At 59.3% G+C, this 24,075-nt stretch carries 21 protein-coding genes; 8 read left to right on the forward strand and 13 right to left on the reverse strand.

What is annotated here, in order from left to right; translation table 11 throughout:
• Nucleotides 1–7 precede the first annotated feature (7 nt).
• Nucleotides 8–622, reverse strand: a complete 615-nt coding sequence (locus FHR98_RS04955; RefSeq protein WP_221205728.1) for a tetratricopeptide repeat protein — start codon at nt 620–622, stop codon at nt 8–10.
• A gap of 44 nt (nt 623–666) precedes the next feature.
• Between FHR98_RS04955 and FHR98_RS04960 the strand changes: the two genes are divergently transcribed.
• On the forward strand, nt 667–1,758 hold the full coding sequence (locus tag FHR98_RS04960; protein WP_183415524.1) for a M14 family metallopeptidase: 1,092 nt from the start codon (nt 667–669) through the stop codon (nt 1,756–1,758).
• A gap of 36 nt (nt 1,759–1,794) precedes the next feature.
• Here FHR98_RS04960 and FHR98_RS04965 read toward each other — a convergent pair whose 3' ends face one another.
• The 6 genes from FHR98_RS04965 to ilvC all read right to left on the reverse strand — a co-directional run bounded on the left by FHR98_RS04965 (nt 1,795) and on the right by ilvC (nt 8,788).
• Nucleotides 1,795–3,099: an MFS transporter gene (locus FHR98_RS04965; RefSeq protein ID WP_246377462.1), complete on the reverse strand. Its 1,305-nt coding sequence runs from the start codon at nt 3,097–3,099 to the stop codon at nt 1,795–1,797.
• 62 nt (nt 3,100–3,161) lie between these two features.
• A complete protein-coding gene (glcF, locus tag FHR98_RS04970) occupies nt 3,162–4,514 on the reverse strand; it encodes a glycolate oxidase subunit GlcF (protein WP_183415525.1) in 1,353 nt (450 codons plus the stop codon).
• Nucleotides 4,515–4,541: 27 nt separating this feature from the next.
• Nucleotides 4,542–5,765 carry an FAD-binding protein gene (locus FHR98_RS04975; RefSeq protein WP_183415526.1) on the reverse strand — a complete coding sequence of 408 codons (1,224 nt, stop codon included), beginning with the start codon at nt 5,763–5,765 and terminating at the stop codon, nt 4,542–4,544.
• A gap of 12 nt (nt 5,766–5,777) precedes the next feature.
• A complete protein-coding gene (locus FHR98_RS04980; protein ID WP_183415527.1) occupies nt 5,778–7,265 on the reverse strand; it encodes an FAD-linked oxidase C-terminal domain-containing protein in 1,488 nt (495 codons plus the stop codon).
• A gap of 242 nt (nt 7,266–7,507) precedes the next feature.
• Nucleotides 7,508–7,633 (reverse strand): type B 50S ribosomal protein L36, encoded by a 126-nt coding sequence (gene ykgO / locus FHR98_RS04985; protein ID WP_183415528.1) that lies wholly within the window; start codon nt 7,631–7,633, stop codon nt 7,508–7,510.
• A gap of 135 nt (nt 7,634–7,768) precedes the next feature.
• On the reverse strand, nt 7,769–8,788 hold the full coding sequence (ilvC, locus tag FHR98_RS04990; RefSeq protein ID WP_183415529.1) for a ketol-acid reductoisomerase: 1,020 nt from the start codon (nt 8,786–8,788) through the stop codon (nt 7,769–7,771).
• 205 nt (nt 8,789–8,993) lie between these two features.
• Here ilvC and FHR98_RS04995 point away from each other — a divergent pair, with 205 nt between their 5' ends.
• On the forward strand, nt 8,994–9,275 hold the full coding sequence (locus FHR98_RS04995; RefSeq protein ID WP_183415530.1) for a TMEM165/GDT1 family protein: 282 nt from the start codon (nt 8,994–8,996) through the stop codon (nt 9,273–9,275).
• A 27-nt stretch (nt 9,276–9,302) separates the two neighbouring features.
• Here FHR98_RS04995 and ilvN read toward each other — a convergent pair whose 3' ends face one another.
• The 3 genes from ilvN to miaA form a co-directional block, all read right to left on the reverse strand.
• Nucleotides 9,303–9,842 (reverse strand): acetolactate synthase small subunit, encoded by a 540-nt coding sequence (gene ilvN / locus FHR98_RS05000; RefSeq protein ID WP_183415531.1) that lies wholly within the window; start codon nt 9,840–9,842, stop codon nt 9,303–9,305.
• A 67-nt stretch (nt 9,843–9,909) separates the two neighbouring features.
• Nucleotides 9,910–11,670 (reverse strand): acetolactate synthase 3 large subunit, encoded by a 1,761-nt coding sequence (locus FHR98_RS05005; protein WP_183415532.1) that lies wholly within the window; start codon nt 11,668–11,670, stop codon nt 9,910–9,912.
• Nucleotides 11,671–11,788: 118 nt separating this feature from the next.
• Nucleotides 11,789–12,772 carry a tRNA (adenosine(37)-N6)-dimethylallyltransferase MiaA gene (gene miaA / locus FHR98_RS05010; protein WP_183415533.1) on the reverse strand — a complete coding sequence of 328 codons (984 nt, stop codon included), beginning with the start codon at nt 12,770–12,772 and terminating at the stop codon, nt 11,789–11,791.
• Between the two features lie 44 nt (nt 12,773–12,816).
• Here miaA and serB point away from each other — a divergent pair, with 44 nt between their 5' ends.
• Nucleotides 12,817–13,692, forward strand: a complete 876-nt coding sequence (gene serB / locus FHR98_RS05015; protein ID WP_183415534.1) for a phosphoserine phosphatase SerB — start codon at nt 12,817–12,819, stop codon at nt 13,690–13,692.
• Nucleotides 13,693–13,704: 12 nt separating this feature from the next.
• Here the strand turns inward: serB and FHR98_RS05020 are convergent, their stop codons facing one another.
• Genes FHR98_RS05020 through FHR98_RS05030 form a run of 3 tightly spaced genes read right to left on the reverse strand, consistent with a single transcriptional unit; the run spans nt 13,705 to nt 17,444 of the window.
• Complete coding sequence (locus FHR98_RS05020; protein ID WP_183415535.1) at nt 13,705–14,916, reverse strand: amidase; 1,212 nt, start codon at nt 14,914–14,916, stop codon at nt 13,705–13,707.
• Nucleotides 14,917–14,960: 44 nt separating this feature from the next.
• On the reverse strand, nt 14,961–16,040 hold the full coding sequence (locus tag FHR98_RS05025; RefSeq protein ID WP_183415536.1) for a DmpA family aminopeptidase: 1,080 nt from the start codon (nt 16,038–16,040) through the stop codon (nt 14,961–14,963).
• A gap of 24 nt (nt 16,041–16,064) precedes the next feature.
• A complete protein-coding gene (locus FHR98_RS05030) occupies nt 16,065–17,444 on the reverse strand; it encodes an MATE family efflux transporter (RefSeq protein ID WP_183415537.1) in 1,380 nt (459 codons plus the stop codon).
• Nucleotides 17,445–17,828: 384 nt separating this feature from the next.
• On the opposite strand from FHR98_RS05030, the gene FHR98_RS05040 reads away from it, so the two are divergent.
• The 5 genes from FHR98_RS05040 (at nt 17,829) to mrdA (ending at nt 24,073) form a co-directional block, all read left to right on the forward strand.
• The gene (locus FHR98_RS05040) at nt 17,829–19,385 is read left to right on the forward strand and encodes a 2-isopropylmalate synthase (protein WP_183415539.1); all 1,557 of its coding nucleotides are present in this window, start codon (nt 17,829–17,831) and stop codon (nt 19,383–19,385) included.
• A 135-nt stretch (nt 19,386–19,520) separates the two neighbouring features.
• Nucleotides 19,521–20,561, forward strand: a complete 1,041-nt coding sequence (locus FHR98_RS05045; protein ID WP_183415540.1) for a rod shape-determining protein — start codon at nt 19,521–19,523, stop codon at nt 20,559–20,561.
• A 143-nt stretch (nt 20,562–20,704) separates the two neighbouring features.
• Nucleotides 20,705–21,655 carry a rod shape-determining protein MreC gene (gene mreC / locus FHR98_RS05050; protein WP_183415541.1) on the forward strand — a complete coding sequence of 317 codons (951 nt, stop codon included), beginning with the start codon at nt 20,705–20,707 and terminating at the stop codon, nt 21,653–21,655.
• Between the two features lie 17 nt (nt 21,656–21,672).
• Nucleotides 21,673–22,182: a rod shape-determining protein MreD gene (mreD, locus tag FHR98_RS05055; RefSeq protein ID WP_183415542.1), complete on the forward strand. Its 510-nt coding sequence runs from the start codon at nt 21,673–21,675 to the stop codon at nt 22,180–22,182.
• A gap of 10 nt (nt 22,183–22,192) precedes the next feature.
• Complete coding sequence (gene mrdA / locus FHR98_RS05060; protein ID WP_183415543.1) at nt 22,193–24,073, forward strand: penicillin-binding protein 2; 1,881 nt, start codon at nt 22,193–22,195, stop codon at nt 24,071–24,073.
• The last annotated feature ends 2 nt before the right edge of the window (nt 24,074–24,075 follow it).

The raw sequence follows: 24,075 nt of genomic DNA on the forward strand, positions 1-24,075 counted from the left end.
TGCCTCGCTAGATACGGTTCTTGTCGAGCTGCTTGGCGAGCGTTTCAATATTGTACTTCACGCCTTCCATGTGCGGGTTCACCGCCAGTGCCGCCTTGAAAGCCTCAAGCGCCAGGTCGGGCCTGTCGAGCTGCAGGTAAACTAGCCCCTGGCCGGACAAAGCTCCGAAATGCCGGGGCTCCAGCGCCAGGGTTCGCCGGATATCCGACAATGAGCCTTCGTAATCGCCCAACAGGTAAAGCACGGTTGCACGCTTGTTCCATCCCTCCGCGAAACTGGGCTCCAGTTCTACGATCTTCTGGAATGCTATTAGGGCGCCCGCATAGTCTTCACGCGCAATGGCTTGGCTCCCGGTTCGCATGAGGATAGAGACGGCACCATTATTGCTGTCGGACCAGATACGCCAGATTTCAAACTCGATCTGTTTGGCTTGATTCGCGTCCAGCTTCGCCTGCAGTTCCTCGAACAAGCCGACAAGACGCGAATCTGTCTGGTCCGCTTGAAGCGGCCCGGTCGTCCAAAACATCACGAATGCAAGCAGCAAAAACACCTTTCGCATGGCGTCAAGTATGGCGCAGCTTTGAAAAAAGGTAAAAGGCCGCTTCAAGTTCGAGCGCGCCATCGCTACCTTCAAGAGATCATAACTCCGTGACAAGAGGACAACATATGCCGAAGGCCACTCCCTATTTCTCGCAGGATTACGATGAGGCCCGAGCCAAGTTCAAGGATGCGACCAAGGCGGCGGGCGGCACGATGGAGCGCTTTTTGAACGAGGCCGAGCGGGGTCTGAAGGGCGAAGAGCTTTCGACCGATGTTGCTTGGCATGGACCTAAAGATGCCGAAGCGGTGCTTGTAACCATCTCGGGAACGCATGGCGCGGAGGGCTTCTGCGGGTCCGGTGTTCAGATTGGCTGGCTTGAGAGCGGGCTGATTGAAGAGATGCCGGCGGATACGGCATTGCTGCAGATTCATGCCATCAACCCTTACGGCTTTTCATGGATTCGCCGGGTGACGGAAGACAACGTCGATCTCAACCGAAACTTTTTGGATCATGCCGCCGGAAACTGGCCGGAAAACCCAGGGTACAATGAACTGGCAGAAGTCATCTGCCCAAAGGAGTGGGACGACGCCACCATTGCCAGCGCCAATGCCGTGTTGCTGGCCTATGCCGATGAGCATGGCGCAACCGCCCTGCAAAGCGCGATCTCCGGCGGTCAGTATAATCATGCGGACGGCATTTTTTACGGCGGGCGGCATGATACCTGGTCGAAAGTCACCCTGAACAGAATTCTGGATCGCTATCTCGGCAAAGCCAAACGCGTGGCCTTGATCGATTACCATACCGGTCTGGGGCCGCGCGGCTACGGCGAACGCATCTGCGTTCATAAGCCCGGGTCGCCCGGAATTCAGCGCGCCGAAGCCTTCTATGACAGGGATATCACCTCACCCTACCTGGGCAGTTCATCGTCGGTTCCCTTGCATGGCGTTAACTTGCTGGGGATCGAAGCGACCCTTCCGCACGCTGAGTTAACCGCGGTCGCCTTGGAGTACGGCACGCGACCGACTCTTGAGGTCAAGCACGCCCTGCGCGCCGATAACTGGCTGCATCTCCATGGAGAGATCGATAGCAAGAAGGGCCAGGCCATCAAGGAAGACATCCGTGCGGCCTTCTATCAAGACGCCGATGACTGGAAAACCATGATCTGGGAACGTGGGGTGGAAACACAGCGCATGGCCCTCAAAGGCCTTTGGTCTTGACGGTTTTTTTGTGCTGCTTAGCCGACGTTCACGCTTCTACCGCCCGCTCGCCTGCGAAGAGCTGACGCTTTCTGTTTGAGCGGCACCTGGCGCGGTGTGCCCGGTCGCCCAGCGCATCAGCATGGGCGAGGTGCGCAGCAAACCGACAAAGCGTTTCTTTGCAGACATCGGAACCGTCGCACGGCGGCCCATGCGGTAGATGATGAACAGAATGAGCGAGCCATGCAGGACCGTCATGTACAGGAAGAAATAGGAAGGCGCCGCCACCTCCAGCACCCAGGCGGCCAGGGTCGGCCCGACAATTGCCCCGGCTGAATAGAATAGCATTAAGGTCGCCGAGAGATCGATAAAGTCTTCGGGCTCCGCGAAATCGTTGGCATGGGCAACGGACAAGGAATAGAGCGGACTGGAAAAAGCACCGAACATGAATGCGCCGACCATCAGCGCCATTTCGCTGCTATCCGCAAAGACCGTCATGTAAAGCCCGGACAACGCTGCCAAGCCCGTGGTCAGCATCAGCACGCCGCGTCGGTTCATGCGGTCTGACAGCCAACCCAAAGGATACTGAGTAACAGCGCCCCCGACGATCCCAAGACTCATGAAAGTAGCGACCTGGGCTACAGCTAGCCCCATCTCCTGGGCATAAAGCGGGCCCACCATGCGAAAGGCCGAATTGGTCAGGCCAATCGTCACGCAGCCGATCGACGCGAGCGGCGAAATCATATAGCTGCGGCGGATATTGAGCGTCGCTGAGGTTGGTACCGGTGGCGTTTTCTGCCGCGACAACGTAAGTGGCAAAAGCGAGAGGCAGTAGATCATTGCCACCACGGCGAAGATATCGAATCCAACGGCGCCAACCCACGGCAAAACAAACTGTCCGCTGGTCACGAACAGCAAATCGACAATCCGGTATATGCTCAGGATCCGACCCCGATCACCCCTTTCGGATTGTGCGTTCAACCAGGACTCCACGATCGATAGCAGGCCGGAAAAACAGATGCCCATGATCATGCGGACCACGAGCCAGACAACGGGGTGAATGACCAATACCATCAGCAATGCGCCGATGGCGCAAAGGGCGCAGAAGGCCGCGAAAACTCTGATATGCCCCGCGCGGCGTATCAGCCAGGGAACAAAGAGGCAGCCGGCGCCAAAGCCGATGAAATAGGCGGTGCCCACATAGCCAACAAAAGAGGGCCCGAAACCCTCCAGGTTCGCGCGCACGGCCACGAGGGTGCCAAAGAGCCCGTTGCCGCCCAAAAGTATGCCGGCAGAGAACAGAAGCGGTGCAAAATTCCACGCTCGGCTCAATACACCGAGTGGTCTAACCGTAGGCTCCAAACCAGCCACCTTTGAGCACGGCGGACCGACGGGTCCGGCTTCCTGCGCTCATCTTAAAACCCTTACTCCGCAGCGTGTAAAGGGGCAGCAGGTTCAATCTTGCCAGAAAGGTTGTTTCGCAATTCCTCCGGCAGCGGTCCGCCGGTCGCCCAATCAAGAAGAACAGCGGTATGAACGATGGGCAGGACCGATCCGCTGGCGATCTGAGTCATGCATCCGATGTTTCCGGCAGCCACTAAGTCGGCGCCGGTACTTTCGATGTTCGCGATCTTGCGCGCCTTGAGCTTCCCGGCAAGTTCGGGCTGCAATATGTTGTAGGTTCCCGCGGACCCACAGCACAGATGGCTTTCCGGTACTTCCTTCACGGCAAAGCCGGCCGACCTGAGCAACGCTCGTGGCGGTTCGCTTAGTTGCTGGCCGTGTTGCATGGAACAAGCCGAGTGATAGGCCAGTGTCAAAGACCCGGTATCGATCACCGGCGCCATCAAGCCGAACTCATGAAGAAACTCGGTGATATCCTTCGTGATCGCCGAGACTTTTGCCCCCCGCTCTGCCCACGCGGGATCGGAGCGCAACATGAAGCCGTAGTCTTTGACGGTGGTGCCACAACCTGACGCGTTGATGATAATTGCGTCCAGCCCATCGCCCGCCATTTCCCGAGACCAGGCGGCGACGTTCGCTTTCACCGAAGCGAAAGCTTGCTCTTCCTTGCCCATATGATGGGTCAGCGCGCCGCAGCAACCGGCACCATTGGCGATCACCACCTCGACTCCATGACGGCGCAAAAGACGAACCGTCGCCTCATTGATCCCCGGAGCCAACACCTGCTGGGCGCAGCCGCTCAGCATCGCCACACGCGCCCGGCGCGTCCCCTCGGCCGGGAAGACCTGAGGCCGGTCAACTGGAGAAGCCGCAGGAACACGGGCCGGCGCAAGCGCCAGCATCGCGCCGAGACGCTGAGGTAGGAGCTTTGCCAAGGGACGCGCAAGCGGCCGGGCTAGCGACGCCGCTTTCAGCGCTAACCGAAAACGACTGGGGTAAGGCAGAAGCTTGGCCAACAGGTCACGCAACAAACGATCCATCAGAGGCCGCCGATAGGTTTCCTCAATATGACCGCGGGCTTGATCGACAAGGTGCATGTAATGCACACCCGAGGGACAGGTGGTCATGCAGGACAAACAGGAGAGGCAGCGATCGATGTGCTTGACGGTCTTTTCGTCGGCGGGCCGGTCCTTTTCCAGCATGTCCTTGATCAGGTAAATGCGGCCGCGCGGACTGTCCAGTTCATCCCCCAGCAGCACGTAGGTCGGACAGGTTGCCGTGCAGAAACCGCAATGTACGCAGGATCGCAGAATGCTGTTCGCCTCGGCGATATCCGGGTCGGCTAGCTGTGCCAGAGTAAAGTTCGTTTGCATGGCGGCTTCTCCTTGGACGCCTGTCGTTCAGCTTCCGGCGCGCATACGGCCAGGATTGAGAATACCCACTGGATCAAAAGCTTCCTTGACCCGGTGGGACAGCGCCGCCATCGCCGGATCCTGAGGTTGGAAGACCTCTATCCCGGCACGCAAGTTATCGGGTGCGCGCAGCAACGTTGCGTGACCGCCTCCGGCTGCCGCAATCGCCGAACGAATCACCGCAGCCGCACAGTCGCCCTCGGCAGGCGTTGCCAGCAACAGCAAGCCACCACCCCAATCGAAGAAATGCTCGGCAGCGACTTGCGCAGTTATTGCCGCGGCTACTGCCGGACCGGCTTGCGGCGCGACGGAAATTCGCCAAACTGCCCGCTCGTCACCGACGAAGGGCTTGATATCTCTTACCTCGCGCCAAAAGCTATTGCTGTTATGACTGTGCAGCTCTTCGGTCGAACCAAGGTCGGCCAAGAGGTCTCGCAGCGCCTGGCAGCGGTGCGCGACCGAACCCGCAGGCCCTTCCACGCGAACCGCCGCCACGCCGCCGTCGCTGTCACGAACATAGCCCACGCCGGAGCAAGCCGCGATAACCTGCGGCAGATGGGCAGCGGCGGAGACCTCATGCGACGAGGTCAGGGCCCGTGTCATCGCCAGCAACCCCGCAGCATCGTCAAGGCCCCGGACCAGCACTGTTCTTGTCTTCTCGGGGACTGGGAGGACTTTCACCGTGACATCGGTCATGACGGCGAGGGTCCCGTAAGACCCTGCCAAAACCTTACAGAGATCGTAACCGGTGACGTTCTTGACCACGCGTCCGCCAGTCTTAAAGAGTGTTCCCCGCCCGGAATAGGCGCTGGCGCCCAGGAAGTGATCACGAGCGGCACCAGCCTTAATGCGACGGGGTCCAGACAGGTTGCAGGCTAGAACCCCACCTATGCTGGCCTGTCCCTCTTCACCACCCAAAAGAGGCCCAAGATCGCAAGGCTCGAAAGCCAGCTCCTGTTTTTTCTCAGCAATCGCAGCTTGGATTTCCGCCAGTGAGGTCCCGGCCCTTGCTTGTAAGACCAACTCCTCTGGCTCGTACAGCGTGATGCCCGACAACGCGGAAAGATCAAGGCTGTGGGCGGCCTGCGTGACGCGGCCGAGCTTGCGCTTGCTACCCCGCCCGATAACCTCAACCGGCTGTTCCTCGGCCAAGGCCCAGGACAAAAGCTCCGCGACCTGTGTATCGCTTTCGGGACGAAAGGTTTCGGTCATACCGCCGTTCTCCTAGAAACGCGGCAGGTCGGGGAATCGAACCTGACCTCTGCTAATGTGTACACGGCCAAGCTCCGCACAGCGGTGCAACTGGGGAAATACTTTTCCGGGATTGAGCAACGAATCCGGATCAAAGGCGCATTTGACCCGCTGCTGCTGTTTGAGATCCTCTTCGCTGAACATCGTGCCCATCAAGTCACGCTTCTCGACGCCAACTCCGTGCTCGCCCGTCAGCACGCCGCCAACCTCGACGCAGAGCTTCAGAATCTCAGCGCCCATCTCTTCGCAGCGTTCGAGCTCTCCCGGCTTGTTGGCATCATAGAGAATAAGCGGATGGAGGTTGCCATCCCCGGCGTGGAAAACATTAGCCACGGCCAGGCCGTACTCCTTGCTGAGTTCACCCATGCGATTCAATACGACCGGCAATTGGTGCCGGGGAATGGTGCCATCCATACAATAATAGTCCGGCGAGATACGCCCCACGGCGGGAAAAGCATTCTTGCGCCCGGCCCAAAGCAGCAAGCGTTCCGCCTCACTCTCGGAGACCCGCATAGTGACCGATCCCGCGGCTTGGGCAATGGCGGACACCCGGCCGATCAACTCATCGACCTCGGTCTCAGGGCCGTCGAGTTCGATCAACACTAAAGCTTCGACATCCAGGGGGTAGCCAGCCTTGACGAAAGCTTCGACCGCATGAATAGCGGGCTTATCCATCATCTCCATGCCGCCGGGTATGATACCCTCGGCGATGACCCGACCGACGCAGTTACCGGCGGCATCGTTACTCTGGAACCCGAGCAGCACGGCGCGCGCCGTCTCCGGCTTCTTCAGGATTCGCACGGTCACTTCGGTGATGACGCAGAGCAGGCCCTCTGACCCGGTTAACAAGCCCAAAAGATCATAGCCATCAGAATCCAGATGCTTGCCACCGAGGCGAAGTACGGTGCCATCGATCAACACCACCTCAAGGCCCAGCAGGTTATTCGTCGTGACCCCGTACTTGAGGCAGTGAACACCGCCGGAGTTTTCCGCGACGTTGCCACCAATCGTGCAGGCGATCTGGCTTGACGGGTCTGGCGCATAGTAGAAGCCCGCATGTTCGACCGCTTTGGTGATGCCGAGGTTAGTGACTCCCGGTTGCGCCCGCACCGCTCGATTGTCGGTATCGATCTCCAGTATCCGATTGAACTTACCCAGACCCAGGGTAATGGCGTCAGCCAACGGCAAAGCGCCGCCGGACAACCCCGTGCCGGCACCGCGCGGCACAATCTTGATGCCCTCCCGGTGGCAATAGGCCATCACTTTGCTGACCTGCTCCGTGGTCTCCGGCAACGCGACGATCAAGGGTAGTTGCCGATAAGCCGTCAAGCCGTCGCTCTCGTAAGCGCGCAACTCTTCTTCCGCCGTGATGACGCACTCGCCCGGCAAAATTTTCTGCAAGGCAGAAACGATCTCCCGCCGACGGGCAATAACGGCCTGATCTGCCTCTGGCATCTGCATCGCGCGTCTCCTCGCTAGTCACAACCTGCGGACTCTTGATGGCCGACAAATTGGTATTACCACTTTGTATAACTATGTGCGAAGGAAAGGCTTAGGTCAATCCTTGAGCCACCGGGAAACCGGCAAGAATCGGGCAAGTTGGGCCAGACAAACGAAAACCGCGCCGCCCGTTTAGGGGCAGCGCGGTTTTCAAAACTCTCCCACACATCCGGGGCGAACCCGGAGGCGCGGTAACTCTCGCCTCAGCCCTGGCGGGCTTTGAAGCGCGGGTGCTTCTTGTTGATCACGTAGATGCGTCCACGGCGCCGAACGGTACGGCAGCCCTTTTCCCGCAGCTTCGCGGTCCGGAGCGAGTTACGAATCTTCATCGTCCGATCCTCAATCAAATGTGCAAGGCCCCACTGTCGGGGACCTACGCTTGAATCCAAGGCCTCTGTAGCGAGCCGGGAAAATAGGCGTGCGGCCCGGCCTTGTCAACCGGCCCGCACGCACTTGGCTCGCTTTTAGTTCTTTTCCTTGTCCACCAGCTTGTTGGCCGCAATCCAAGGCATCATCGCACGCAGCTTGGCACCCACCTGCTCTACCGAATGCTCGGCATTGCGACGACGAATCGCCTTGAAGGAAGGCTGACCGGCTTTGCACTCCTGCACCCAGTCACGGGTGAAGCGGCCTTCCTGAATATCATTCAGAACGCGCTTCATTTCAGCCTTGGTCTCGTCAGTGATGATGCGAGGCCCGGTCTTGTAGTCACCGTACTCGGCCGTATTGGAGATCGAATAACGCATGTTGGCGAGGCCGCCCTCATACATCAGGTCGACGATCAGCTTCACTTCGTGCAGACACTCGAAATAAGCCATCTCGGGCGCGTAACCGGCGTCCACAAGCGTCTCATAACCAGCCGTGATCAGCGCCGAAAGGCCACCGCAGAGCACAACCTGCTCGCCGAACAGGTCGGTTTCGCATTCTTCGCGGAAGCTCGTTTCGATGATGCCTGCGCGGCCACCGCCGATAGCAGAGGCGTAGGACAGACCCAGATCATGGGCATTGCCGCTGGAGTCCTGATCGACTGCGATCAGGCAAGGTACGCCGCCGCCGCGCAGATACTCGGAACGAACCGTGTGGCCGGGGCCCTTGGGTGCGATCATCAGCACGTCAAGGTCGCTGCGCGCCTCAATCAGCTTGAAATGAATGTTGAGCCCGTGCGCGAAAAGCAGCGCGGCACCCTTCTTCATATTGGCTTCCAGGTCGTCGCGGTAGAGATCGGCCTGCATCTCATCCGGCGTCAGAATCATCATGACGTCGGCCCAGGCTGCAGCCTCAGCGGGCGGCATGACCTTAAAACCAGCGGCTTCAGCCTTCTTGGCAGTCGCCGAGCCGGCGCGCAAGGAAACCCGGACATCCTTAACGCCGCTATCGCGCAGGTTCATGGCATGAGCGTGCCCCTGGCTGCCGTAACCTACAACGGCGACCTTCTTGTCTTTGATCAAATTCACATCGGCGTCGCGGTCGTAGAAAACGCGCATGACCCTTTCCTTTCCCTCCCGGAATATGAACGTGAGGCCCGATGCCTTCACGAAAAGCGCTGTTGTTCTAAGGAATGCGGGCCCCTAAGGCAACAGAAGTTATGCGATAGCTGCCATTCGCGAAAGAAAGGTGCCTTGCCCGCGGCTTTAAGTTTGTATTCGAGTCCCTCACGAATTAGCAAAACACCAAGGAGAAATCTGTCCCATGCTGCCCGCTTTTCTCACGATTTTTCTAACGGTATTCCTGGCCGAACTTGGCGACAAGACCCAGCTTGCGACCCTCCTGTTTGCAACAGAAGAAAACCGATCGCCCTGGTTGGTGTTCGCCGCCGCCGCCCTGGCGCTGGTCGCATCCACCGGATTGGCGGTCCTTCTCGGTAGCATGGCGGAGCGGCATCTAAGCGCACTACCCCTCAAGCTGATCGCTGGTGTCGGCTTCATGGTGATCGGCGCCTGGACGCTCTGGGGGCATTTCCAAAGCGCCTGAACCAGATATCGACAGCAAGACCTGGAACTAGCTCTGCGGCCCTTGCCTGCCGTGCAGGATTTCAGGGCCCCGCGCCATGGCGACCACACCGGTCCGGGCGATCTCAATGCTACCCAACGAGGTCATCAGGTCGATAAAGCGGTCGATCTTATCGCTCCTGTGATGCACCTGAAAGACGAAGTGATCCAAACCAGCGTCCACGACCTCAGCTTTAAAAATATCCGCGATCCGCAGGCATTCGACACGCTTTTCGCCTGTAGAGCGAACCTTGACCAGCGCCAATTCCCGCTCAATGTAGGGGCCTTCCTTGGTAAGGTCGCGAACCTCGTGGACCGGAACCAACCGATCAAGCTGCGCTTTGATCTGCGCCAGCACCATGGGCGTTCCCGACGTGACGACGTTAATGCGTGACAAACCCTTGTCGCGATCGACGACGGTCACCGTCAGACTTTCAATATTATAGCCGCGACCTGAGAACAGGCCGATCACCCGCGCAAGAACGCCTGGCTCGTTATCCACCAGGACAGCCATTATGCGATATTCAATCGTCGTTTCCTTCGGCGCCATCGCCTGTAGGTTCCTTCTTGTACTCGCTTATTACGCCGTTCCGAAAATCTGTGTGCCCGAGCGAGGCTTAGACCAGAACCATACCTTCCTCGGAAATAGGCTTGCTCGCCTTATCGTCCGGCCCCAGCAGCATCTCGTAATGCGCGGCGCCGGAGGGGATCATCGGGAAGCAGTTCTCGTCGCGCGCCACCAGGCAATCGAAAATGACCGGCTTATCACAGGCGAGCATTTCCAAGATTTTACCGTCCAGTTCCTCCGGTTTCTCGCAACGGATGCCGACGGCTCCAAAGGCTTCGGCTAACTTCACGAAATCGGGCAGCGATTCCATATAGCTTTCCGAATAGCGCTCGCCGTGCAGCAATTCCTGCCACTGGCGCACCATGCCCATGTACTGGTTGTTGACGACAAAGACCTTCACGGGCAGACCGTACTGCATGACGGTGGACAGCTCCTGAATATTCATCAGGAACGACGCCTCGCCTGCCACATCGATCACCAGGGATTCCGGATGGGCCACCTGCACGCCAATGGCGGCGGGGAAGCCGTAACCCATCGTACCCAAACCGCCGGATGTCATCCAACGGTTCGGCTCGTCGAAGCGGAAGAACTGCGCCGCCCACATCTGGTGTTGTCCGACCTCGGTGGTGATGTAGACGTCACGGTCTTTCGTCAGCTCATGCAGACGCTGGATGGCGTACTGTGGCTTGATAATCGGCCCCTTCTGCTCATAGCGCAGGCAGTCCCGGGCGCGCCACTCCGCAATCTGCTTCCACCAGACCTTAGACGCCTTCGCATCGAGTTTGTGATTGCCGGCATTCCAAGCGGTCAGCATTGCTTCCAGGGTGCGGCCCACATCACCCACCACCGGAATATCCACCATCACGTTCTTGTTGATGGAGCTTGGATCGATATCAATGTGAATCTTGATGGAGTTGGGCGAGAACTCGTCCAGTCGTCCCGTCACCCGGTCATCGAAACGCGCACCGACGGCAATCATGACGTCACAGGAATGCATCGCCAGATTGGCTTCATATGTGCCGTGCATGCCCAGCATGCCCAGGAACTGTTCGTCGTTGCCCGGGAAAGAACCAAGGCCCATTAGGGTATTGGTAATCGGCATGCCGGTCATCTTGACGAAGCGAGCCAGCAGTTCACAGGCGCGCGGTCCGGAATTAATGACGCCGCCGCCTGCATAAACGATCGGACGTTTTGCCTTTGAAATGGCCTCAATGGCCGCTGCCACTCGTGCGGCATCGGGTTCCATCTGCGGGCGATAACTACGGCGCTCAACATTCTCCGGGCCGATGTAATTGCCGAGAGTCTGAAGGATATCTTTCGGCAGATCGACGACCACCGGGCCGGGACGACCGGCTTGTGCCACATAAAAGGCCTCATGCAGAACGCGCGGCAGATCCTCGATCGTTTTCACCAAGTAATTGTGTTTGGTGCAGGGGCGCGTGATGCCGGTGGTATCGGCCTCCTGGAACGCATCATTGCCAATCAGGTGCGTCGGCACCTGCCCCGTCAAACAAACCAGCGGCACGGAATCCATCAATGCATCGGTCAAGCCGGTCACTGCATTGGTTGCACCGGGACCTGAGGTCACCAACACAACACCGACTTTGTCGCTCGAGCGGGCATACCCTTCGGCTGCATGGACGCAGCCTTGCTCGTGACGGCAGAGGATATGGCGCACGGCATTTTGCTTGAAGAACTCGTCATAGATCGGCAGGACAGCGCCGCCAGGATAGCCAAATACGTGCTCAACACCTTGATCCGCCAAGGCTTTCAGCACCATTGCTGCTCCCGTCATTCGTTCCTGCGCCATCGTTCCGTTCCCTATGTGACAAAGTGAACCCGGCCACGTGGCCGGGCGCTAACCTCAAGCAAAGATTGAGTCATCGACCCCGATCCTGCGGGGAGCCGCCAAACTAGTCCCAAGATGTTTATTCGGTCAATAGGGACTCGCGAATTTTCGTAAAGATTTTTTGCGTGTGGCTTTCTGAATATTGCTCAGTTAGCAAAAGGCGCCCCTCACCCTCCAGGCCCACCTGGGTCCGCAACCAGGTCGCTTGACGCTTTGCGTAGCGCCTTGTTGCCGCCTGTGCTTGCGTCGTCGCATCACTCAGCGACAATGCCCCGCCCAGGTACGCACCAAGCTCGCGGACCCCGATGGCTTTCATGACCGGTAGATTGGCCGGCAAGTTCCGCGCCAATAGTGCACCGACCTCCTCAAGTGCGCCGTGGGCGAGCATCATCTCAAAGCGCTCATCGCAGCGCGTCCGAAGGACTTCGCGCGGCGGCATGAGCACCACGATCATGAATCGGTAGGGTGCCGGATCGCCAGATGGCAGAGCCTGCCATGCTGCCAGGGAGCGCCCTGTAGCCTCCAGCACGGACCAGGCACGCAGCATACGTTGCGGGTCGCTAGCACGAAGGCGCGCGCCCATTTCCGGGTCCTTTTCAGTCAGGGCTGCGTGAAAGGCCGCGTTGCCGAGCCGCGTCAGTTCCCCCGCCGCCGCCTCCCGAACCGCGATAGGCACCGTCGGAACAGGGGCGAGCCCTTCTACTAGAGCCTTGATATAAAGGCCGCTGCCGCCGCAGAGGATCGGCAGTCGGCCCTGCGCCCTGGCCTCCGCCATCTGCTCAAGCGCCAAACCGCGCCACAGGCCCGCCGAAGCGGCTTGTCGCGCTTCCAGCACACCATATAGCCGATGCGGCGCGCGCGATTCATCGGCGGCATCCGGTCGCGCTGATAGCACGCGCAGGTCACGGTAAAGCTGCAAGGCATCCGCGTTGATGACCGTACCGTCGAGGGCTTCCGCCAGATCAAGCGCGAGCGCCGACTTACCGCTTGCGGTCGGGCCGGCCACAATGAGCGCGGGCGGGCGGCGATCCTGCGTTGGCTTTTTCGGCTGCTTAGCCGTCATCTCTCACTTGCTCCAGAACCCGGCAGCGGCTATCTAGCGCGGCCATGGACAATGTACTGACCCTTCTTGGAACGCCACTGGCCGAATGGCAAGTCTCCGCCGTGGCCGAGGCGCTTGAAATCAACAACGATCAAATCGTCTGGCTGGCCGAAGGGCAAGCGGCCGATCTTTTCTTCGAGCACATCGAGCCCGAAGAGGCGGAGGCCGACGCCCGAAGAATACTGGAGGATTCCGAGGTTGATATGGCCGCCCAACCGGTGCCGGGACGCCGGAAGCGGCTGCTGATTGCCGATATGGAATCGACCATCATCGAAGAGGAAATGCTCGACGAACTCGCGGAAATGGCGGGGCTTGGCGATGCCATCGCCGAAATTACGGCGCGGTCCATGAGCGGAGAGTTGGATTTCGAGCAATCATTGAAGCAGCGTGTTGCGCTGCTGGAAGGTTTGCCGCTATCGCTGTTGGAAGAGGCGGCAGAGCTGATGACGGTTAATCCGGGCGGCCGTCGACTCGTGCAAACTATGCGTCAGCACGGTGCTTACACAATGTTGGTCTCCGGCGGGTTCAAAGTATTCACCGATCGAGTCCACGAGGCTTTGGGTTTTCACGAGTCGCGCGCCAACGATTTGCTGCACAGCGGCGCGCTTCTGACCGGCAGCGTGCGCGACCCCGTTTTGGATCGCAACGCGAAGTTAACCGCAATGCGTGAAGCCTGTAGCGAACATCATCTGCAACTTTCCGAGGCGGTTGCGGTCGGTGACGGCGCGAACGATCTGGCGATGGTAACCTCAGCGGGCATGGGCGTTGCCTACCGCGGCAAGGCGATTTTGCGCGAAGCGGCAAGATTCAAACTCGACCATTTCGATTTGACCGGGCTTCTCTACTATCAAGGCTACAAGGCGTCGGATATTCGGGATTAACAGAGGCCCCGATCAGAAAACATCAAGCTGGCTGCCTGGCTCGGGCGTTTGGGTGAAGCGCCCGGCAAATGCCAGCAGTGTCTCGTCGCCTCCCTGTTGTGCCATCAGCGAGAGCCCCATCGGCAAACCGCCAACTTGCGCCACCGGCAGGCTGATCTGCGGTGTACGGGCCAAGGGAGACGCACAGGAGATGCGCAAGGTGTTCAATCGCCATTCGCCCAGTGAGTCTATCGGTTGATCCAAGCGCGGAGCCGGACCCAGGGCGCTGGGTAGGCAAAGCAACGCACCCTCGTGAAGCAGCTCGCTCAACCATTCGGTATAAACAACACGTTGCTTTTCAGCTGCCTGGACTTGCACATCGGTTACCGCGGCGGCTTGGTGGAAACGTTCGGCGACGTCGGGGCTGATATCCTCCCAGTGCCGGGTGACCCAACCTCCCTGCGCCGTCCAGGCCTCGCGCGCCTGAATAAGGCGGAAGACCTCCCGAAGGTTCTCCAGGTTGCCCATTGGTCCCGCGAGATTTATCGCCGTCACACTCCCGAAGCGGTCCTTCAAGCGTTTTACCTGAGGGTCGAGCGCGGTCCGTACCGCCGGGTCCAACAAGGCAAAGGCATCTTCGGCCAACAGCAGGCGGCGTGGTTCAAAGGACGCGACTGCCTCGCGATTCAAGAGCAAGGCGGCGATACGCGCCAGCAGGGCGGCGTCACGGGCGAACCAGCCTACTGTATCGAAGCTGGGGGCGAGCGGTACGACGCCTACTAGAGGCACGCGGCCATGCGTCGGGCGCAGACCGAAAAGACCGCAATAGCTGGCCGGCACCCTGACTGAGCCGCCTGTATCGCTGCCCAAGGCAAAATCGCAGAGGCCACCGGCGACAGCCGCTGCCGATCCGCTGGAGGAACCGCCAGTCACTCGGCCCGGCGCTTCCGAATTAGTTGGCGCACCGTAATGGCCATTGATCCCATTCATGCCATAAGCGAATTCATCGGTGATGGTTTTGCCGATTAATCGCGCGCCGGCCGACAGGAGACGTGCAACAGACGCGGCGTGTGCGGATGCCTCCGGATGATCACGACGAAAAGCCGGATTTCCTGCACTGGTCGCCTGCCCGGCGACGTCAAACAGGTCCTTGACGGCAAAAGTCAAACCGGCAAGCGGCCCGACCTCGGTTTCCTGCAGACTGAACAAGCCGTCCGGCATAAAGGCGCCCAGGGGATCTTGCATCACAACTCTTTCTTCAATCCTAAACGCGGCCGCACCAGCAGTGTCTAGCGGGCCACACGAGCCAGAACCCTTTGCACGACGGAATCCGGCAATGCAGGGACGAAGTTGCTGTCTCGTCCAGTCATGTCCTCGTTGACGAAGATGCTGTCCAGGATTGCTTCGTCACTGGCCTCGACCACCGCTTCGAACAACGGGTCGAGGCTGTCGTTTGCCAAATAGGTTGCCGTCGCAAAGCCGTCTCTAACCGCGGCCGCTTGGGCATTGGCGGTCGAAAACGCCAGGAAAATATCACCAGAACCGTTGTGCGAAATACTGCCCGAGCGCGCCATACCAAGCCCGACGCGCTGAGCCAGACGGCGTAACTGATGGGGCAACAAAGGCGCATCCGTCGCGACGACGCCGATGATAGAACCCGCGGGCTTTCCACGGAGCTCGTCGCTGCAATCCAGTTCCAAACCGATCGGCACCCCACAAACCACAAGCTCACGACGACGACCGAAGTTCGCTTGCACGAAGACGCCCAGGTTGTAGTCGGCGCCACAAACCCGCACCCGGCGCGATGCGCTGCCGCTACCGCCCTTGTAGCCGTAACAAATCATGCCTGTGCCGCCCCCTAGGCTGCCCATCGGCAAGACGCCTGAGGAAGCTGCGTCCAGAGCCGCCATCGCATGCTCCGGGCGGACATGAAAACCGTTGATATCATTCAACTCGCCATCATAGGTCTCGCCCACTACTGGTAGACCCCAAGCGGTCAGGCGTTTGTGTCCCTGCTGCAATCCCCAGCGCAGCACCCCTTCGTGGACGGCACCCACGGAATGCGTATTGGTGATGGCGATCGGCCCTTCCAACAGCCCGCCTTCAGCAATCCAGTGGCAGCCGCTTAACTCACCGTTGCCGTTCAGCGAATGGTAGGCTGCGAAGACGGGCGTCCCAACAGCCTTCAGACCGCGCGGCAGGATGGCGGTGACGCCGCTGCGCACCGGCCCCTGTCCAATCACCAGCGGCCCGTCGCCCTGGATCAACGTGCTATAGCCGACCGCCACGCCGGGCACGTCGGTGATGGCGTTAAAGGAACCGGGAGTTCCGGGGAGCGGCAAACCCCACTCCCGCGCACGCTTCGTCATGATTCTACCTCGCTGAGGCTTCGTTCAACGGTCCACAAAGGCTCTTATCTCCCGACGGGAGACTAAATGGAAGCGGAGTGAAAGCAAGATGGCTGCGGTCATGAGTCCGGCGGACATACCCAGGAACAGGCCCTTCACACCCATTTCCTGATGCAAGCCCAGAAACCAGGCCAGCGGCACCGCCACGATCCAGAAGGACGTGAAATGGAACAACGTCGGAAAGAGCACATCTCCCGCCCCCCGCAAGGCCCCCAACATCACGGCCTGTGCGCCATCGATCAGGATGTAGAGAGCGATGATACTCAAGGCTGAAGCAGCGACCGCCATAACGGCGGCATCATCCGTGTAGAGTCCCGCGACCCATTCGAGGTCGAGATTGAGCAAGATCGAGATCACTAACATACAGAACAGCACCAGCCCCATGCCTGTCCAGCCGGCCAGGGCTAAGCCGATGCGATCCCCTCTGCCGACCGCGTTTCCGACCCGCACGGAGGCGGCGACCATCAGGCCCAAGCCGACCATGAAGATCAGTGCATTCACGTTCATCGCCGCTTGATAACCGGCCAGGCTCGTCTCGCCCATGAGGCCCGCGAACATTGCAACGGTCGAAAAAGCCAGGGTCTCTGAGCCGATCGCCAAGCTATAGGGGACGCCAATCCTAAGGAGGTCGGTAAAGCGCGCACCGGCAGGGTCGCCGCGCCCCGGTCGAAGGGCATACTTGCCGACCTCGGGAAGATTGAAGGCGAACAGCAATAAGGCCGCCGCCATTGCCCAACGGGTAATCGAGGTCCCCAGCGCGGCGCCAGCCGCTCCCATCGCCGGCGCGCCGAGATTGCCCTCGATCAGGAGCCAGTTGAGGCCAAAATTGAGGAAATTCGCTAGAAAAGTGACCAAGGTCACGAAGCGCTCTCGACCGATGGTCTCTAACATGAAGCTTGTGGTTATGAAGATAAGCAACCCCGGCATGCCGTAACCAAACATCTCCAACACGCGCGCACCGCCGGCAGACAAATGCGCGGACTGTCCGATTGCCGTGAAGAAGCTTTGGCCGAACAGAGTCATGATTCCGGTGATCAATCCCAGAACCGTCGCCAAGATCAGACCCGTGCGCCAAATCGGCCCGCAGCGCGCAAAACGCCCTGCGCCGTCCGCTTGGGCTATCAGCACAGGGACCCCGCTAAGCAATCCCAGGCTGATTACGAAGAGCGGCATGTGCGGAGCGAATGCCAGGCCGTAAAATGCCAACTCCTCCGAACCGGTCTGGCCGACCATGACCGTATCGACGGTAATGAAGGCTACCGTTCCCGCACGCGATAAAGTCACTGGAATCGAAAGCGTCAGGGTTCGTCGGACATTGTATCCGATCTGGTGAAACTGATTATCCGGCTCGCGTCCACTGAACATGGCGAAGACGCTAATGCAAGCAAACGCCGGGGGAAAGGATTGGTGGCCTCAACTCAGCTCTTTGTAATTGTGGGTTGTGCGCAAGCGCCGGTAAGGGTAAATAAGACAGGATCGTGCGGGACATACCCGCACTCTCGAAGAGCGAGCGAATGATGCAAACGACGCGTCACCACGACAGCACGACGATCTCGGCCCAGGCGGCCGCGCGTACTGCTGCCCGCTCGACCCTCCTTTCAGCTTGCGACCTCGGCCTCGGCCTAGAGGCCCTGCTCCTTATTCGCCCCTGATCGCCCGAGCGGCCCGTTAGCGGCTGCAAGTGGTCAGGGGATTGAAACGGCGAGCAACGTAGGGTCTTACCGACCGCTTATCACGAGGAACGAGATCATGAGTACCAAGACAAACAAATCCAATCGCGTCATCATTTTCGACACCACCTTGCGCGACGGCGAGCAGGCACCGGGCTGTTCGATGAACCTGGAAGAAAAAATTCAGGTCGCCCAGGTGCTCGACGAAATGGGTGTGGACGTTATCGAAGCTGGCTTCCCCATCGCCTCCAACGGCGATTTCCAGTCGGTTCAGGAAGTCTCGAAGCGGGTCAAGAATGCTCAAGTGGCCGGTTTGGCCCGCGCCACGCGCAAGGATATAGACCGTGCGTGGGAAGCTTTGCAGCCTGCTGTTAACCCACGCATTCACAGCTTCCTGTCCACGTCGCCTCTGCACATGAAGTACAAGCTGCAAATGGAGCCGGAAGCCGTACATCAAGCGGTGGCCGACAGCATTTCCTACGCCCGCAACCTCTGTGACAACGTCGAGTGGTCACCCGAAGACGGCACCCGAACCGAGCATGATTTCCTGTGTCGCTGTGTCGAGACCGCCATCAAGGCCGGCGCCAGCACGATCAACATTCCAGACACGGTCGGATACACGGTGCCTGAGGAATTCCATGCCCTGATCGAGATGCTGATGAATCGGGTGCCCAACATCGACAAGGCGATCATCTCGGTACACTGCCACAACGATCTGGGCCTGGCGGTCGCCAACTCCCTGGCAGCTTTGAAAGCTGGTGCCCGGCAGATCGAATGCACGATCAACGGTATTGGCGAACGGGCCGGTAACTGCGCCATGGAAGAAGTTGTCATGGCCTTGCGCACCCGTAGCGATGCGATGCCCTACGAGAGCGGCGTCGACACAACCCAGATTATGCGTGCGTCCCGCCTGGTATCGACGGTCACTGGCTTTTCCGTCCAGCCCAACAAGGCCATCGTCGGCGCCAATGCCTTCGCCCATGAAAGCGGCATCCATCAGGACGGCATGCTCAAGAATGCCCAAACGTACGAGATCATGACGCCGGAGTCGGTCGGGTTGACCCGCTCGAACTTGGTGATGGGCAAGCATTCGGGCCGCCATGCCTTCAAGGCGAAGCTAGAGGAGTTGGGTTTCGAGTTGGCGGAGAACGAGTTCCAGGATGCTTTCGTCCGCTTCAAGGATTTGGCGGACCACAAGAAAGACATCTACGACGAGGATATCGTTGCCTTGGTCGATGATGCGGTGGTACGCACCAACGATCACATCCGGTTTGTCTCCCTTCAGGTCGTCTGCGGTTCGACCGGTCCGCAAACCGCCGAGTTGGCTTTGACCGTAGAAGGTGAGAGCAAGGCCAACAAGGCGGAAGGAAACGGCCCCGTCGACGCGACTTTCGCTGCAATTCGCAGCATTGTCCCGCATGAGGCCAAGTTGCAACTCTATCAAGTGCATGCCGTGACCGGCGGCACCGACGCGCAAGCTCAGGTTACGGTTCGGTTGGAAGAAGACGGCAAAACCGTCATCGGCCAAGGAGCCGACCATGACACGCTGGTCGCCTCTGCGCGTGCCTATGTCAATGCATTGAACAAGCTGTTGGTTAAGCGCGAAAAGGGACTGCCGGAAGCCATGACAGCGTGAAATAGCCGCTGTGGAGGATTTCGTTACGATTGGTAAAAGACAAAAAAACGAAAGACTGCCTTGAAATCGTCACGGCGGAGCGTTAAGCGTCAACGCACCGCCGTGACGCAACCTTTCATAGGGTATTTAGTCTAAATGCTTTCTCGAATCCTTGGCATGCTGTCGGCCGACATGGCCATAGACCTTGGTACGGCTAACACCCTTGTTTACGTGAAGGGTCGCGGGATCGTACTCAATGAACCCTCAGTCGTAGCAATCGCTGAGGTCAAAGGTAAGAAACACGTGCTTGCCGTCGGCGACGAAGCCAAGCTGATGCTGGGTCGCACGCCTGGCAACATTCAGGCCATCCGCCCCTTGCGCGACGGCGTCATCGCCGACTTCGAAGTCGCCGAAGAAATGATCAAGCATTTCATTCGCAAGGTGCACAATCGCCGCAGTTTCGCCAGCCCGCAGATTATCGTGTGCGTGCCGTCCGGCTCCACTGCCGTGGAACGGCGGGCCATTCAGGAATCGGCCGAGGCAGCAGGCGCGCGCCGGGTCTTCTTGATCGAGGAGCCTATGGCGGCGGCCATCGGCGCGGGACTTCCCGTGACGGAGCCTACCGGTTCCATGGTCGTAGACATCGGCGGTGGCACCACCGAAGTCGCCGTCCTGTCGCTGGGCGGCATCGTCTACGCCCGCTCGGTGCGTGTCGGTGGTGACAAGATGGACGAGGCCATCATCGCCTATATCCGTCGCAACAATAATTTGCTGGTCGGCGAAAGCTCAGCCGAGCGGATCAAGAAGGTTATCGGCTCCGCCTGCCCGCCCGAGGATGGCGAAGGCCAGACGATGGAGATCAAGGGACGCGATTTGATGAATGGTGTTCCCAAGGAACTCATCATTTCCGAACGCCAAATCGCCGAGAGTCTCGCTGAGCCGATCAGCGCGATCATCGAGGCCGTTAAAGTGGCACTTGAACACACCGCCCCGGAACTGGCGGCCGATATCGTCGACAAGGGCATTGTGCTGACCGGCGGCGGCGCAATGCTTCATAATCTCGATTTCGTACTCCGCGCCTCGACCGGTCTACCGGTCTCTATCGCCGATGATCCGCTCTCCTGCGTGGCGCTGGGCACGGGACGTTGTTTGGAAGAGATGAAGACTCTGAAGAACGTTCTTATCCAAATGTACTAAGAAATCGCGATAATCTTTTGCCTTTGTTAAGGCATTTGGTTTATAAAATACTATATAGGCTGCTTTTATGACACTGATACTACCAGATGATGGTGGTGTAGTGGAAAGATTGCAGGGTTAAGCGCCTAACCGAGGGGATGTCCGTGAAACGGCGAGAAAGCCCTATTTCCAAAGCTAGTTCTCCCTTCAAGGGTTGGACGAACCGCTTCGCCTTCGGCGCATTCATCGCATTATCTTTTTCGCTGATGCTACTCGGCAAAGCCGACACTGTTGCGGTCGAGCGCTTGCGAAGCACTGTTGCCGATCTGTCGGCACCCGTTCTCAGCTTGATCGCCGAACCTATCGCCACGGTGCGCGACACGATCTCCCAGATTGATTCCTATCGCAGCTTACAGCAGGAAAATGCGCGCCTCATCGCGCAGAACCGGCAACTCATGGAATGGCAGGGTGTCGCGCGGCATCTGACGAGCGAGAACGAAAAGCTCCGCACGTTGTTGAATGTCGCGCCGCGGCCGTTCATGAACAGCATGACCGCCCGAATCATCGCCGACAACCGCGGCGCCTTCGCACGCACCTTGCTGGTAGATGCCGGATATCAGCAGGGTGTGGAGAAGAACCAAGCAGCAGTCACCGAGGCCGGTCTCGTAGGACGGGTCGTGGAAGTCGGCCGTCGCTCCGCGCGCCTATTGCTGATCACGGACATCAACAGCCGCATTCCGGTAATGCGCCAGAGCGGCGGCGATCGAGCCGTGCTTTCGGGCACCAACGGCGACCGCCTGAAGTTGCTTTATCTCGATCCCAGCAAACCTCTGCTTATCGGCGAGAGGATCGTGACCTCGGGTAACGGCGGGATTTTTCCACCGGGCATCCCCATCGGTCGGGTCGCAAAGATCGAAGGCGAGCAGATCGCCGTCGAGCCTTTCGTTGATTGGGGACACCTCGAGTACCTCAAGCTGATCAGCTACCGCCCGGACGATAGCCTGCTACCGCTTGGCTTTGCGGCCAGCATGCAGGCCATCGTCAATGGGCCTGACGACGGCACCCGGGGGTTTGAAAAAGCTTCAGCGGGCGGGGCCGTACTCTCGCACCCGTGATCCCTGCGGGGCGAGAGGTGAAGGGACCTTTTCTCCAACGAGTCGACCTGGCGCTTCGTAGTGCCGTCCCTTTGGGATTCAGCTTCTTTCTCGTGCTGGTCGGGCAGGTCCCCTTCGGCATGAGCGGCGGTGCCGTGCTGGCACCGCATCTGGCGTTGATTTGTGTTTTCTATTGGGCGGTTCACCGGCCCGACCTGATGCCTGCTTGGGGGGTGTTCTTGCTGGGCCTTTTCCAGGACCTCTTGACCGGCGGCCCTCTGGGCGTGGGTAGTTTTACCCTGTTGTTCGGTTACGGGATCATCGTTTCCCAGCGCCGTTTCCTCGTCAGCTTCGGCGTGCCGCTTCTATGGCTGTCCTTCGCGGTTACCGCCTTCATCGTGATGACGATAGCCTGGCTCGCTTCAATCCTATTGATGTGGCGCCTTTTAAGCCCCAGCCAACAGATCTTTCAGTTTTCCATGTCGGTCGCCGTCTACCCCTTGTTCGCCTGGATCTTAGCGCGTACACAACAGAGCTTGATCCGATAGACTGTTTGCCATGGCCAGAAACAGCAACGACCAGGACAGATACCGTAGCTTCACCCGCCGGGCGGCGATGTTGGGCTTGGGGCAGCTCGGGTTGTTCTCGTTACTCGCAGGGCGTCTCTATTACCTGCAGGTGGTCGAATCCGACCGCTATGTGATGTTGGCCGAAGACAACCGGATCAACGTACGCCTGCTCGCCCCGCCACGCGGTCTTATCCTAGATCGCTTCGGTCGCGAACTTGCCAGTAACGAACCTACCTACCGTGCCATTGTCGTTCCGGAGCAAACCAACGATCTGAACGCTTTGTTGGATGAGATGAGCCGCTATTCGGAGATATCCGAGGCGGAACGTGATCGGGTGTTGCGCGAAGCCCACCGAAAGAGATCATTCCTCCCGATTACGGTGAAAGAGAACCTGACTTGGGAAGAAGTCAGCCGCATCGAGGTCAACGCACCCGATCTACCCGGTGTCACCATCGAGGCCGGGGAAACACGAAGCTATCCTTACGGTGTTTCCATGTCGCATATCGTCGGTTATGTCTCGGCGGTTTCCGAGGAAGAGCTGACGGGCGACCCCCTGCTGGAACTCCCCGGCTTTCGGATCGGCAAAAGCGGTATCGAGAAAAATTACGACACCGTGCTCCGTGGCAGTCCAGGCAATCGGCAGGTCGAGGTCAATGCCGTTGGGCGGGTCATTCGGGAACTCTCACGCCAGGAGGGCGTTGCCGGAAAAGCGACCCGGCTGACGATCGACGCCGGATTACAGGCCTATGCCTATGGCCGCCTCAGCGGTGAGCGCAGCGCGTCTTCCGTGGTGCTCGACGTCGAAACCGGCGACGTTCTAGCCCTCGCGAACTATCCTTCTTTCGATCCCACGCCCTTCACCCGCGGCTTGACCCAGCTAGAGTGGGACAACCTCGTCAAGGACCCCAGCAATCCACTTTCGAACAAGGCGACCCGCGGCGCCTACGCCCCCGGCTCAACCTTCAAGATGATCGTCGCGCTTGCCGCCTTGGAAATGGGAATCGACGCCAAGCAGGAAGCCTTTTGCCCCGGCTATGTTACGCTTGGAAATGCGCGATTTCACTGCTGGAAGCGTTGGGGCCACGGCAAGATGGACATGCATCGCGCCATCCGCCATTCCTGTGACGTTTATTTTTACGAGCTCTCGAAGAAAGTCGGCATTGATCGCATTTCCGATATGGCCAAGCGTCTTGGGCTCGGCCTCGAAACAGGCATTGATCTGCCCGGCGAGAAAAGCGGCCTGATTCCTACGCGCGGATGGAAAGTCAGCACGATCGGCGAACCCTGGCAGATGGGCGAAACGCTGATCACCGCAATCGGACAAGGTTTCGTGACGGCGACACCCTTGCAGCTTGCCGTCATGACCGCGCGGCTCGCCAGCGGGCTGGAGATCAAGCCAAGGCTGCTGCAAGAGCCTGCCAATCCGGATTTTGAGGGCGACGCGCCACCGGCATCAGCCAGCCTAAACATCCCGGAACGCCATCTGGAGATCGTGCGTCAAGCGATGGACGCCGTGACCAACGACCAGCGCGGTACTGCTTACCGCGCCCGCATTGCCATTGAAGGACAGGAAATGGCCGGAAAGACCGGCACCAGCCAGGTTCGACGAATTTCCATGGCCGAACGCGAGGCCGGTGTGGTCAAGAATGAAGACCTGCCCTGGCGCCGACGCGATCACGCACTTTTCGTCGCTTACGCCCCAGTCGAGAAGCCCCGCTATTGCTGCTCGGTGGTGGTGGAGCACGGCGGCGGCGGTTCGACGACGGCGGCGCCCATCGCTCGTGACATCCTGATCGAGGCGCAACGCCGTGATCCACTCGGGAAGAGCACCGCCGAACAACTGGCCCGCGCCTCCAAGGAGGATAGTTGAGG

It is taken from the genome of Limibacillus halophilus (assembly GCF_014191775.1).
In the GTDB taxonomy this organism is placed as follows: Bacteria; Pseudomonadota; Alphaproteobacteria; order Kiloniellales; family CECT-8803; genus Limibacillus; species Limibacillus halophilus.

Excerpts from the sequence above, each read along its gene's own strand:
- FHR98_RS05030 (WP_183415537.1), bottom strand. The coding sequence starts at position 17,444 with ATGTTCAGTGGACGCGAGCCGGATAATCAGTTTCACCAGATCGGATAC.
- FHR98_RS05040 (WP_183415539.1), top strand. The coding sequence starts at position 17,829 with ATGAGTACCAAGACAAACAAATCCAATCGCGTCATCATTTTCGACACC.
- FHR98_RS04980 (WP_183415527.1), bottom strand. The coding sequence starts at position 7,265 with ATGCAGATGCCAGAGGCAGATCAGGCCGTTATTGCCCGTCGGCGGGAG.
- FHR98_RS05045 (WP_183415540.1), top strand. The coding sequence starts at position 19,521 with ATGCTTTCTCGAATCCTTGGCATGCTGTCGGCCGACATGGCCATAGAC.
- FHR98_RS05005 (WP_183415532.1), bottom strand. The coding sequence starts at position 11,670 with ATGGCGCAGGAACGAATGACGGGAGCAGCAATGGTGCTGAAAGCCTTG.
- FHR98_RS04960 (WP_183415524.1), top strand. The coding sequence starts at position 667 with ATGCCGAAGGCCACTCCCTATTTCTCGCAGGATTACGATGAGGCCCGA.
- glcF (WP_183415525.1), bottom strand. The coding sequence starts at position 4,514 with ATGCAAACGAACTTTACTCTGGCACAGCTAGCCGACCCGGATATCGCC.
- FHR98_RS04975 (WP_183415526.1), bottom strand. The coding sequence starts at position 5,765 with ATGACCGAAACCTTTCGTCCCGAAAGCGATACACAGGTCGCGGAGCTT.
- mrdA (WP_183415543.1), top strand. The coding sequence starts at position 22,193 with ATGGCCAGAAACAGCAACGACCAGGACAGATACCGTAGCTTCACCCGC.
- FHR98_RS04995 (WP_183415530.1), top strand. The coding sequence starts at position 8,994 with ATGCTGCCCGCTTTTCTCACGATTTTTCTAACGGTATTCCTGGCCGAA.
- FHR98_RS05025 (WP_183415536.1), bottom strand. The coding sequence starts at position 16,040 with ATGACGAAGCGTGCGCGGGAGTGGGGTTTGCCGCTCCCCGGAACTCCC.
- miaA (WP_183415533.1), bottom strand. The coding sequence starts at position 12,772 with ATGACGGCTAAGCAGCCGAAAAAGCCAACGCAGGATCGCCGCCCGCCC.
- FHR98_RS04955 (WP_221205728.1), bottom strand. The coding sequence starts at position 622 with ATGGCGCGCTCGAACTTGAAGCGGCCTTTTACCTTTTTTCAAAGCTGC.
- serB (WP_183415534.1), top strand. The coding sequence starts at position 12,817 with ATGGACAATGTACTGACCCTTCTTGGAACGCCACTGGCCGAATGGCAA.
- FHR98_RS05020 (WP_183415535.1), bottom strand. The coding sequence starts at position 14,916 with ATGCAAGATCCCCTGGGCGCCTTTATGCCGGACGGCTTGTTCAGTCTG.
- ilvN (WP_183415531.1), bottom strand. The coding sequence starts at position 9,842 with ATGGCGCCGAAGGAAACGACGATTGAATATCGCATAATGGCTGTCCTG.
- ilvC (WP_183415529.1), bottom strand. The coding sequence starts at position 8,788 with ATGCGCGTTTTCTACGACCGCGACGCCGATGTGAATTTGATCAAAGAC.
- ykgO (WP_183415528.1), bottom strand. The coding sequence starts at position 7,633 with ATGAAGATTCGTAACTCGCTCCGGACCGCGAAGCTGCGGGAAAAGGGC.